Annotated in this window: 12 protein-coding genes; 2 read left to right on the plus strand and 10 right to left on the minus strand. The window is 65.5% G+C overall.

What is annotated here, in order from left to right:
- Nucleotides 1-28: 28 nt before the first annotated feature.
- Entirely contained in the window at nucleotides 29-1,846 is a 1,818-nt protein-coding gene (gene mutL, locus ACVWYP_RS11915) for a DNA mismatch repair endonuclease MutL (protein WP_304498770.1), read from the minus strand.
- A 232-nt stretch (nucleotides 1,847-2,078) separates the two neighbouring features.
- On the opposite strand from mutL, the gene ACVWYP_RS11920 reads away from it, so the two are divergent.
- Entirely contained in the window at nucleotides 2,079-2,399 is a 321-nt protein-coding gene (locus tag ACVWYP_RS11920; RefSeq protein ID WP_016848007.1) for a ribbon-helix-helix domain-containing protein, read from the plus strand.
- A 294-nt stretch (nucleotides 2,400-2,693) separates the two neighbouring features.
- Here ACVWYP_RS11920 and ACVWYP_RS11925 read toward each other — a convergent pair whose 3' ends face one another.
- The 4 genes from ACVWYP_RS11925 to ACVWYP_RS11940 form a co-directional block, all read right to left on the minus strand.
- Nucleotides 2,694-4,262: a GMC family oxidoreductase gene (locus ACVWYP_RS11925; RefSeq protein WP_304498771.1), complete on the minus strand. Its 1,569-nt coding sequence runs from the start codon at nucleotides 4,260-4,262 to the stop codon at nucleotides 2,694-2,696.
- Nucleotides 4,263-4,280: 18 nt separating this feature from the next.
- Nucleotides 4,281-4,829, minus strand: coding sequence for a gluconate 2-dehydrogenase subunit 3 family protein (locus ACVWYP_RS11930; RefSeq protein WP_304498772.1), 549 nt, complete (start codon nucleotides 4,827-4,829; stop codon nucleotides 4,281-4,283).
- Between the two features lie 111 nt (nucleotides 4,830-4,940).
- Entirely contained in the window at nucleotides 4,941-5,336 is a 396-nt protein-coding gene (locus tag ACVWYP_RS11935) for a VOC family protein (protein ID WP_304498773.1), read from the minus strand.
- A complete protein-coding gene (locus ACVWYP_RS11940) occupies nucleotides 5,337-5,657 on the minus strand; it encodes a c-type cytochrome (RefSeq protein WP_038388030.1) in 321 nt (106 codons plus the stop codon). It lies immediately after the preceding gene.
- A gap of 390 nt (nucleotides 5,658-6,047) precedes the next feature.
- On the opposite strand from ACVWYP_RS11940, the gene ACVWYP_RS11945 reads away from it, so the two are divergent.
- A complete protein-coding gene (locus tag ACVWYP_RS11945) occupies nucleotides 6,048-6,353 on the plus strand; it encodes a hypothetical protein (RefSeq protein ID WP_028341061.1) in 306 nt (101 codons plus the stop codon).
- A 257-nt stretch (nucleotides 6,354-6,610) separates the two neighbouring features.
- On the opposite strand, the gene arfB is transcribed toward ACVWYP_RS11945, so the two are convergent.
- From arfB to lspA, 5 genes are all read right to left on the minus strand, one after another.
- Nucleotides 6,611-7,030: an alternative ribosome rescue aminoacyl-tRNA hydrolase ArfB gene (gene arfB / locus ACVWYP_RS11950; protein ID WP_304498774.1), complete on the minus strand. Its 420-nt coding sequence runs from the start codon at nucleotides 7,028-7,030 to the stop codon at nucleotides 6,611-6,613.
- A gap of 321 nt (nucleotides 7,031-7,351) precedes the next feature.
- Nucleotides 7,352-8,716, minus strand: coding sequence for an insulinase family protein (locus ACVWYP_RS11955; RefSeq protein ID WP_439711155.1), 1,365 nt, complete (start codon nucleotides 8,714-8,716; stop codon nucleotides 7,352-7,354).
- Nucleotides 8,713-10,104 (minus strand): M16 family metallopeptidase, encoded by a 1,392-nt coding sequence (locus ACVWYP_RS11960; RefSeq protein WP_304498775.1) that lies wholly within the window; start codon nucleotides 10,102-10,104, stop codon nucleotides 8,713-8,715. Before ACVWYP_RS11960 ends, ACVWYP_RS11955 begins: the two co-directional genes overlap by 4 nt.
- 152 nt (nucleotides 10,105-10,256) lie before the next feature.
- Entirely contained in the window at nucleotides 10,257-10,988 is a 732-nt protein-coding gene (locus ACVWYP_RS11965) for a hypothetical protein (RefSeq protein ID WP_225163783.1), read from the minus strand.
- A gap of 100 nt (nucleotides 10,989-11,088) precedes the next feature.
- Nucleotides 11,089-11,586 (minus strand): signal peptidase II, encoded by a 498-nt coding sequence (gene lspA, locus ACVWYP_RS11970; RefSeq protein WP_304498776.1) that lies wholly within the window; start codon nucleotides 11,584-11,586, stop codon nucleotides 11,089-11,091.
- Nucleotides 11,587-11,615 lie beyond the last annotated feature (29 nt).

The raw sequence follows: 11,615 nt of genomic DNA on the forward strand, positions 1-11,615 counted from the left end.
CTAGCGCTCTACCCATCCTACGGAATCTTCACCGCCGCCCGAACAGCTTCTCGATATCGCTCAGCTTCAATTCGACATAGGTCGGGCGGCCGTGGTTGCACTGGCCGGAGTTCGGCGTGTCTTCCATCTCGCGGAGCAGCGCGTTCATCTCCTCCGGCTTGAGGCGGCGGCCGGCGCGGACCGAGCCGTGGCAGGCCATGGTCGCGGCGACGTGCATCAGCCGGCGTTCCAGCGGCAGCGCCTCGTCCCACTCGGCCATGTGCTCGGCGAGGTCGCGCAACAGGCCCGCCGCATTGGACTTGCCGAGCAGCGAGGGCGTCTCGCGCACGGCGACGGCGCCGGGGCCGAAGGATTCGATAGCCAGCCCGAACGACGCCAGCTCCTCGCCGCGATCGAGCAGCTTCTCGACAGTCGCCTCATCGAGCTCGACGATCTCGGGGATCAGGAGGATCTGCCGCTGCACGCCGTTCTTCGCCAGCGAGGCCTTCAGCTTCTCATAGACGATGCGCTCATGGGCCGCGTGCTGGTCGACCACGATGAGGCCGTCGCGGGTCTGCGAGACGATGTAGGTCTCGTGGATCTGGGTGCGCGCAGCGCCGAGCGGACGGTCGAGCAGGTCGGGTGCGGGCGCGGCCTCGAAGCGCACATCGGCGGTCGGCGTGCCGACGTCGAAGGCGGCCTGTCCCGGCTCGGCGAAGGCAGGCGCCGGCGCGCCGTCGAACGCGCGCATCGGACCAGTCGGATAGGACGGCGAGCCGCGCCAGTCCCAATTGCCCGGGCGCGGCGGCGTGAAGGCGGGGCGGAAGGCCGAGAGCGCGGCGCCGTCGGCGGTATTGGCCGCGGTGCGCTTGCCCTCGCGCGCGAGGCCTTCCTTCAAGGCGTGCACGATCAGGGCGCGCACCAGGCCGGCATTGCGGAAGCGCACTTCGGTCTTGGCCGGATGCACATTGGCGTCGACCTCCTGCGGGTCGCAGGTCACGAACAGCGCCACGACGGGATGGCGGTCACGCGGCAGATAGTCGGAATAGGCCGCGCGCACGGCGCCGAGGATCAGCTTGTCGCGCACCGGGCGGCCGTTGACGAACAGATATTGCCCGAGCGCATTGGCGCGGGTCAGCGACGGCGCGGCGGCAAAGCCTTCGACCACGACACCCTCGCGCTCGGCGCGCACCTCGATCGCACTGGCGCGAAAGTCCGCACCCAGGATATCGCCGAGCCGGGTCAGCCGGCCGGCCGCGCCGGGCAGCGCCGCGGCCCAGGTGACCGGCGCGCGCTCTTCGCCGGCCAGCGTGAAGGCGATGTCCGGGCGCGCCATGCCGAGCCGCCGCACCACCTCGCGAATCGCCTCTGCCTCGGTGCGGTCGGTCTTGAGGAACTTCAACCGCGCCGGCGTGGCGTAGAAGAGTTCGTTGACCTCGACGCGGGTGCCCTGGCCGAGCGCGGCCGGCATGACCTCGGACTTCTCCCCGCCTTCGACCGACAGCGACCAGGCATGCGGCTCGCTGGCATGACGCGTCGTGATGCCGAGCTTTGCGACCGCGCCGATCGAGGGCAGCGCCTCGCCGCGGAACCCGAGCGTGCGGATGCGCAGCAGGTCTTCGTCGTCGAGCTTGGAGGTGGCGTGACGGTCGACCGCAAGCGCAAGGTCCGCGCGGGTCATGCCGCCGCCGTCGTCCGTGATGCCGATCCGGCGCCGCCCGCCGCCATCGGTGAAAACGTCGATCCGGCTGGCGCCGGCGTCGATTGCGTTCTCGACCAGTTCCTTGACCACGCTCGCGGGGCGTTCGACCACTTCGCCGGCGGCGATGCGGTTGACGAGCTGTTCGGGAAGCTGGCGGACGGGCATGGATTGGACGTTTGGAGAGCGATTCGAGGCTGGCCGCTACTATAAGTCGCCGCGCCGGCAAATGCATGGGACCGATAAGGCGGCCGGACGCGGGTTGGGGATGAGTCCGGCCTATCGCCTTGAAGACGCTTGGCTTCGGCGGCCGGTGCGTTACGCCCTACGTCCCGATTGTGGGGTCGCGCGCACAGGTATATCGTTTAGAAAAATTATAAGTTCTCGCCGGAGGAACGCCATGTGCCATCTTTTCGCGCATCAGCCGCAACGCGACTATGAATCGCAGACCCGATCGTTGCGGATCGACGGCCATTGCACCTCGATCCGGCTGGAAATGTCGTTCTGGGATACGCTTGAGGAGATCGCGGCCAAGGAAGGCATGACGCTGGCCAAGTTCCTCACCACCTTGCACAACGAGGTGCTGGATCATCACGGCGAGGTGAACAATTTCGCCTCGCTGCTGCGCTGCTCCTGCCTGATCTACCGCGCCAAGGCGAATGCGCCGGCGGTCGTTCCGGACTATCGCGGGGCGGCGGCGATCATGGATGCCGCGGAATAGATTTCGCACCGGTCCATCACGCAAAGAAGAAAGCGGCCTTGTCCTGTTGGGCAAGGCCGCTTCAGTGAGAGGGGAACTGGATTTTCTTGCTGAACCGAGATGAGTTTACTTCGTATCGAGCAGCTCACTCCGTTTTACCTCGCCCCGCGTGCGGGGAGAGGTCGGAACGCATCGCTAGATGCGTTCCGGGTGAGGGGGAGTCTCCGCAAACGCAGCTAGCGCCGGATATGCGGAGAAAGCCCCTCACCCCAACCCTCTCCCCGTAAGAACGGGGCGAGGGAGCGCAGCACCGTCTCAGATCTCCTTGCGCTGCATTGCGCCGGCGATGTGGTCGGCCTGCCGGATCGCCAGCGACACGATCGTCAGCGTCGGGTTGCAGGCAGCACCGCTCGTGAACTGGCTGCCGTCGGAGACGAACAGGTTCTTGATGTCGTGGGTCTGACCGAACTTGTTGACCACGCCGTCGCGCGGCTTCTCGCTCATCCGGTTGGTGCCCATGTTGTGGGTCGAGGGATAGGGCGGCGTCGGATAGGTGACGGTGGCGCCGACCGCCTCATAGACCGCGGAGCCCTGCTTGTAGGCGTGATCGCGCATCGCGACGTCGTTCGGATGATCGTCGAAATGCACGCTGGCGACCGGCATGCCGAACTTGTCCTTGATCTTCGGATCCAGCGTGATGCGGTTGGTCTCCTGCGGCATGTCCTCGCCGACCAGCCACATGCCGGCCATCCGCGGATAGCCCTCGATCGCGCTGGTGAAGCTGCGGCCCCAGGCGCCGGGATTGAGGAACGCGGCCATGAAGGGCAGGCCGAGCGACAGCGTCTCCATCTCGTAGCCGCCGACGAAGCCGCGCTTCGGATCGTTCTTGGCCTCGTCGCGGATGATGCCGGCCATCGTGGTGCCGCGATACATGTGCACCGATTTCTCGAAGCTCGCATACACGCTGCCGGTCATGTGCCGCATGTAGTTGCGGCCGACCTGGCCGGATGAATTGGCGAGCCCGTCCGGGAACATGGTGGAGGCGCTGTTGAGCAGCAGCCGCGGGCTCTCGATCGAGTTGCCGGCGACCGCGACGACGCGGGCCTTCTGGCGTTGCATGGCGCCGGTCGAATCGGCATAGACCACGCCGGTGACCTTGCCGGACTGGTCGTGCTCGATCTTGATCACCATGCTGCCGGGACGCACTTCGAGATTGCCGGTGGCTTCGCCCTTCGGGATCTCGGTGTAGAGCGTCGACCATTTGGCGCCCGACTTGCAGCCCTGGAAGCAGAAGCCGATCTGCTGGCAGGAGCCGCGGCCGTCGCGCGGCTCGCTGTTGATCGCCATCCGCCCGGTGTGCACCTCCTTGTAGCCGAGCTTCTTCGCGCCGGCTTCCATCACCTTGAAGTTGTTGTTGCCGGGCAATCCCGGGATGCCGTTGGTGCGGGTGACGCCCATCTTGTCCTCGGCCTTGGCGTACCACGGCTCCATTTCGGCGAGCGTGATCGGCCAGTCGATCAGGTTGGCGCCGGGAATGGCGCCATAGGCCGACTTGATCTTGAACTCGTGCTCGTCGAAGCGCAGCGATGCGCCGGCCCAGTGCGTGGTCGAGCCGCCGACCGCCTTCACGATCCAGGCCGGCAGGCCCGGAAAGTCCTGGTGGACGCGCCAGCTGCCCGAGGTCGAGCGCGCGTCGGACCAGGCGAGCTGGGTAAAACTGTCCCATTCATCGTTGATGAAGTCCTGGTTCTCGATGCGCGGGCCGGCCTCGAGGATCACGACCTTGACGCCCTTCTGCGCCAGTTCATTGCCGAGCGTTCCGCCGCCGGCACCGGAGCCGACGATCACCACAACGCCGCTGTCATTCAGATCGAATTTTGCCATTGTTTCCTCCCGACCCGTTCAGACCTTCGGCAGCCAGTCGATATCGGCGAAGCCGCGCTTGATGTAGCCGCCATGCTCGGCGGAGGAGCCCTCGTAGCCGAACCGCGGCCACACCTCCTTGTTGTTGTAGATGGAGACGATGAGGTCGCCGCGGATCTTCTGGAAGAACGCGCTTTGCTCGATCTGTTGCAGCAGCACGACGCGGTCGTTTTCCCAGGCGACCTGGACATAAGGCATCTTGTGGCGGTCGTTGGCCGCCTGATCGAGCCTCGTGACGCCGTCATTGATCAGCGACTTGACCGCCGGATCCTTCGCGGCCTTCTCATCCCACGGCTTGACCGCTGCGATGTAGTAGCTGTCGCCGAGGAAATCGTGCGGATAGATATCGCGAGCCATCTTCAGCAGCGTCTTCAGCGTGGCCGGCGTCAGCGTCGTGGCGCCTTCGGCCCACGCATCGGTGATGCCGAGCCCCGTCGAGGTCGCAATCGCGACTGCGGGTGCGGTCACGGCCGCGCCTTTGAGAAAGACACGCCGGTCATATCTGCTGCGTCGATCGATTTCTCTCATGGGTTCCTCCGTCAATTTTTATTTGTGCAATTGCCTTGTTGTCTGAGCATGCTCTTTTTGCTTGAGCATGATCCTGTCGGAAAACCGGTCTCCACTTTTCCGGATCATGCTCTAGCCGAAGCGCCCGCCGCGCTGGATCACCTCGATCTTGTAGCCGTCGGGATCGGAGACGAAGAAGAAGCGCGCCAGCGTCTTGCCGTCATGCTTGAAGTCGCGCAGCGGCCCGGGCGACAGGTTCTCCTTTTCGAAGCGCGCGTGCTCGGCATCGACGTCATCGACGATGACGGCGAGATGGCCGTAGCCGTCGCCGAGCGTGTAGGGCTCCTTGCGATCGAAATTGACCGTGAGCTCGACCTCGAACGGCGAGGAGGGATGGCGCAGATAGATCAGCGCGAAATCGGGAAATCTCAGATTGTCCGCGATCTCCAGGCCGAACGCGCGCTGGTAGAAGTCGAGCGCTTTTGCTTCGTCGAACACGCGGATCATCGAATGCACGGGTTTCGCCATTCAGTTCAGCTCCTTCAGATAGGCGATGATCATGGCGCGGGTTTCCGGCTTGGCCTGCCGGTAGGCCATCACGGCGCCAGGGATCACCTCCTGCGGATTGGTCAGCCAGGCATCGAGCCTGGCGTCGTCCCAGACGAAATCGGCCTTGCCGAAGCCCGCGGAATATTTGAATCCGTCGGCCTTGCCGGCATGGCGGCCGACGATCCCGTAGAGCGACGGTCCCTGCCGGACGGCATCCGACATGTTGGTGGTGTGGCAGGTCGCGCATTGCTGCTTGAACAGCGTCGCCCCATCGGGCGGCTTGGCGGCGGGCAAGGGCATCTGCGCGCCGGCCATTTGCACTGCAAGCATTGCGCTGCAAAATCCCAGCCCCAACGTCCGCCTTGCGCGCAGCTTTGTCATCTACATCACCGCCTCTGTGCGGTGACTGTAAGAGGCTGAAATCCGCCGTTGGTAGTAGCGGGCTGTTTCACAGCAGAACAAAGCTGGGCGGTGATCTGGCGCGGAACCGGTGGTTGCCGCATATGCGGACGACAATTTCGCAAAATGACCGCGAAATCCCTGCACGATCACCACACGACGCAGCTTGCATCTCGCGTGCGCCGTTTGCGGAAAATGCAGTCTCGCGCGATGGGGTTCAGGGTCGGCGCTGCAAACGGCGCACCACCTGCGCCGCTCCTCCATCGTCAATTAAAATCCCAGGAGAAGTGGATGACGTTTGCAAAAACCAGCGTGCTCGCCCTTGCCATCTCGGCCGCGATGGCCGGCCCGGTCCTGGCACAGGGAACGACTGCACCGGATACCCAGCTTCGCGGCGGTGCACAGGGCAGAGGTACCATGCAGCAGGGCGGCGGCATGTCCGGCAGCGGCGATGAGGACATGGCGGCGCAGCCGACTGCGCCGACGCAGAAGAGCGGTGCCACCGCCAAGTCAGGCAGCAAGGGAACGGTCGGCAGCGGACGCACGGCACCGAAATCGGGCGGTTCCGAGATGGCGCCTGCAACCAAGAAGTACTAGAGCCTTGCCGGTTCTGATCGATCAGAACCGGAACTCCAGCTTCTTGCTCTGACGCGTTTCCTTCGCGCGAACCGACATCCGCTTCGCGCGAAAACGCGTCTGGTACGCTGACCGGATCCCGGATGCAGTGCCGCGTGCGCTGCGTCCGGCGTTCCCTGGAGCATGATCCGTTCCGATTGAATCGGAACGGGGGCTCTAGATTCTGGTTTAACGCGTATTCTTCACGCGAAGCGGTATCCACTTCGCTCGAAAACGCTTTAATCGTCGAAACGGCGCGCGCCGCGTCCCGCCTTGATGTCGCTGCGGCGCTTCTTGCCCTCGAGCCGGCGCTGCTTGGAGCCGAGCGTCGGCTTGGTCGGCCGCCGCGGTGTCGGCCGCACCATCGCCTCCCTCAACATCTCGAGCAGCCGATCGATCGCATCAGTGCGATTGCGTTCCTGGGTGCGAAAGCGGAAGGCGTGGATCACGATCACGCCGTCCTTGGTCATGCGGCTGCCGGCGAGCCGCGCCAGCCGCTGCGCGGCGTCCGCCGGCAATGCAATCTTGTTGGTATCGAAGCGAAGCTGCGCCGCGGTCGAGACCTTGTTGACATTCTGCCCGCCCGGGCCGGAGGCGCGGACAAAGACGATCTCAATGTCGTTCTCGTCGATCGCAAGGTCGCGGGACACCCGCAGCATGACATCACCCATGGAGGGAAGAATCGGCAGGCTGCAGGATAGCGGGTTTGTGCTGTGCGTGCTTCAGCTGCGTAGATGCAGCGTTGGGTACGTCTGAGAGCGCCGCGCGCGGCTTACCCTCTCCCCACCCTCCCCCGCAAGGGGGGAGGGAGCCCTACCGCCTATACGTCCCTGACGGCCCGAGAATGAGCGGTAGTGTTTGCGGTGACTCGCTGTGAGGTGAGCACGCCTCTCAGGCTCCCTCCCCCCTTGCGGGGGAGGGTGGGGAGAGGGGTGGCCACAACGGTGGTGTATGAAGAAGCGGACGCCCGCCGAAACGCGTCAGTTCGCCTTCGGCGGCGCGGACACCGGCTGCGCCGCGGCTTGCGGGGCGCGGCCGACGATTGCGGTAAGCAGGCCGTTGCCCCAGAGCCGCTTGGCGACCCGCTTGGCGTCGTCGAGCGTCACCGCGTCGACGATGGCGTTGCGCTTCTCGATGTAATCGATCGGCAACTTGTCGAGCTGGTATTGCAGCATCGCCTGCGCGAGCTTGGAGGAGGTGTCGAGCGCCAGCATCTGCGAGCCCTTCAGGTAGGACTTCGCCTCGTCGAGCTCCTTCTGCGTCGGACCTTCGTCGGCGATGCGGCGGACTTCCGCTTCGATCGCATCGACGGTCTCGCCGGCGCGATCGGCGCGGGTGCCGGTGTTGCCGATGAACAGCGCGGAGTGATCCATCCAGACCAGCGCTTCATAGATCGAGTAGGCCAGCCCGCGCTTCTCGCGCACTTCCTTGTAGAGCCGCGACGACAGTCCGCCGCCGCCGAGAATGTGGTTCACCACATAGGCCGCCATGAAGTCCGGATCGTGCCGGTTGATCCCGGGGCCGCCGAAGGTGACGACGGTCTGCGGCACGTCGAGCGGGACGAAGGCGCGCTGCGGCGGCCTGGTCGCCACGACGTCGGGGACGGGCGTCAATTCGGCCTTCGCCGGCAGGCCGCCAAAGGTCTTGTCCAGCAGCTTGCCGAGCGTATCGGGATCGACGTCACCGACCACGGCAACGCGCAGCGTATCCTTGGCGATGATGCGGCGGGTATAGTCCTTGAGATCCGGGATCTGGATGGTCGGCACGCTGTCGAGCGTGCCGGTGGCCGTCCTGGCATAGGGATGATCGCCGAATGCGAGCTCGAGGAACTTGCGGCCGGCGAGCGAGGACGGATTGGTCGATTCGCGGCGCAGGTTGGCGATCACCTGGGCGCGGATCCGTTCGACGTCCTTCGGCTTGAAGTGGGGCGAGGTCAGCGCCATCCGCAACAGGTCGTAGGCTTCGTCCTTGTTGTCCTTGAGCATGCGCAGCGAGCCGCGGAATTGATCGCGGTTCGACTGGAAGCCGAGCTCGATGGCGCGGCGCTCGAGCCGCTCATGATAGGTTTTGGAATCGAGATCGCCGGAGCCCTCGTCGAGCAGGTCGGCGACCAGATTGCCGACGCCGGGCTTGCCGGGCGGATCCTGGCTGGCGCCGCCGCTGAAGGAATATTCCATCGCGATCAGCGGCACGGTCGCGTCCTGCACGAACCACGCCTCGATGCCGCCGGGCGAGACCAGCCGCTGGATCTTGGCCGCGGCCTGCGAGGGCGCCGACGTCAGCGTCAGCAGTGCGGCGCAGGCGCCGCCGATCAGCGCCGCGCGGCGGGTGAGGGAATAGATCACGAGCGCTTCTCCTCGCGTTTCGGCGCAGTGTCCTTGATCAGATAGCCGGTCACCGACCGCTTCTTGTCGAGCCAGCTGGCGGCGGCAGTGCGCACCTGCTCGGCGGTGACGGCGCGAATGCGATCCGGCCAGCTGCGGATATCCTCGATGCTGAGCCCGGTGGTCAGCGCGCCGCCATACCAGCGTGCCAGTGTCGCCTGGTTGTCCTGGGCGTAGATCGCCTCCGCGATGAGCTGGGTCTTGACCCGTTCGAGATCCTCGGCGCGCGCCGGGTTCTGCGCGAGGTCGGCGATCACCTTGTCGATCGCGTCCTCGATCTGCGCGAACTCGACGCCGGGTTTCGGCGTCACCGAGATCGAGAATTGCGACGGATCGAGCGAGGTGCCCTGGTAGCCGGCGCCGGCCGAGATCGCGAGGCCCTTGTCGATCACCAGCGAGCGATAGAGATAGGAGTTAGCGCCGCCGCCCATCAACTGCGCGAGCACATCGAGCGCCTGGCTCTCGCCTGAAGCCGCTGTCGTCGCCGAGGGCACCAGGTAATAGCGGCGCAGGCTCGGCTGCTCGACGCGCGGATCCGACAGCGTCACGGTGCGCGGCGCGGCCGGTGTCGGCTCCTGCGGCCGGACCCGCTTCTCGGGGATCGCATGCTGTGCCGGGATCGGGCCGAAATTCTTCTCGACCAGCGGACGGATATCCTTGACGTCGACGTCGCCGGCGATGACCAGGATCGCGTTGTTCGGCGCATAGAAGCGCCGGTAGAAGGCGAGCGCATCCTCGCGGTCGAGCTTCTCGATCTCCTGGTGCCAGCCGATCACCGGCCGGCCATAGGGATGGTTGAGATAAAGCGCGGCCATGATCTGCTCGGTCAGCCTTGCATCCGGGTTGTTGGCAACCCGCATGTTGAACTCCTCGAGGACGACATCGCGCTCGGGCAGCACGTTCTCGTCCTTGAGGATCAGGCCGGTCATGCGGTCGGCCTCGAACTCCATCATGGTCGGCAGCTGCTCGCGCGGCACGCGCTGGAAGTAGCCGGTGTAGTCAACCGAGGTGAAGGCGTTCTCATTGCCGCCGACGCGCAGCACGGTCTGCGAGAACTCGCCCGCCGGATGCTTGGCGGTGCCCTTGAACATCAGGTGTTCGAGAAAATGCGCGAGGCCCGATTTGCCGGGCGTCTCGTCGGCCGAGCCGACCTTGTACCAGATCATCTGCGTCACCACCGGCGTGCGGTGGTCGGGGATCACCACGACCTGCAGGCCGTTATCGAGCGTGAAACTGGCGGGGCGTTCCGAGGTGACGGTGGTCTGGGCGCGGAGGCTGGCACCCGGCAGCGGGATGGTGGAAACAAATGCGGCAGCGAACAGGGCGATCGATCGGCGAGAGCGCATCATGGTCCTTATGAAAGCCCGGATACACAGCCGGGGCGCGAAAGCAAGCCATCGTACACGGTCGTTGCCGTGCCCATGGTCACGAAGCGGAGAGACACCCGCCGCCCCGCATTAAGCTTTGCTCATGTCAGCCTTCGCCCGAACGGGCCAAGCGATCACTGCACCGGTTTTCCGGTCATGACGTCGTACTGGCCTTCCTTCGCCATCGGCGCCTGCGGGCCGGTGCCGTAGGCATAGCCCGCGGACGGCGTCTGGTAGCCCGGAGGCGGCTCAGTCAGGGAATCGCGCGTCGGCTCGCCCTTGAAGGGTTTGGACTCGCTGCTGTTCCCCTTGAACATGCCGAGCAGGCCGCCGGTGTAACCGAGCTGGCTCGGCATCAGCGACGGATTGGTGCTCACGCCGGGCTCGAGCGGCTCCTTGCGGCCATCGGTGGCGGTCTGCTGCTTGCGGCCGGCCTCAATCTCGGCCGGCGTCAACGCCACCGCCGACTGCCACGGCTCCTTCTTGACTTCCTTCTTGCGCGCCGCGATCGCAGCCTTGCGCGCCGCGAGATCAGGGTCCTTCGGCCAGTTCGGCGCGTTGACCTGGGCGGTCGATGCCGGCGGGGGCAAATCGAGCTTGGGCGGCACCACCAGCGGCGAGCGCTCGCGGTAGTCGATGCCCTTGCTGGCCGCGCTCTTGGCGCCGAGCCCGGTCATCAGATTGTCGACGATCCGCTCTTCGAAGGTCAGGCCGTCGTCGCCGTCATCCTCATCGTCGCCGGCGCGCACCGGGCCGGCCGTCATGACAAGGCCGATCCCGGCTGCGACGAACGCCAGGCGCAGGCCGCGCATCAGCGGCAGCCGGGACGTCTCGATCAGGTAACCGCGGGCTTTGGTGTTGCGCATCGCGCCATTCCCATCTCAAAATTCGCCAAAGCGATCACTGGCTTAGGCACAGTTCCGCTTGAGCAGGTGTCGACCGCTGACCGGCTCGTATCGGCCGGGATCAGGGCGCTTTTACGGCGGGGGTCCCCACCACGGAATCATACAATAGGGCTGCCACGCCAGCAACGATGGCTACATCGGCAAGGTTGAAGATGTACCAATTGAAGGTTTTTCCCCCGATCTCGGCATGAAGCAGGGCAAAATCGACCACCGCGCCATAGGCGAAGCGGTCGATGCCGTTCCCGATGGCGCCGCCGATGATCAGGCCGAGCGACACCGTCGCGAGCCAGGTCCGCGACCGCGCCATCCAGATCGCCAGCGCGATCACGGCCGCGGCCTTGATCACCATCAGCAGGATCTGGGCCGCCGGGGTCTCGCTCTGGAACCAGCCGAAACTGATCCCTGGATTCCAGGCGAGCACCAGGTCGAAGAACGGCGTCACCCGCACCGGGGCGTGACGCGCGATATCCAGGACGTGGAGCAGCCAGAGCTTGGAGGCCTGGTCGGCGATCAGGGTGATGATCGCCGCAAGCACACCGGCGCGAACGGGAGGGGTCATTGCCAGCCCACCAAAGGTGTCGTCCCGGC

Source organism: Bradyrhizobium sp. USDA 3262 (genome assembly GCF_054060035.1).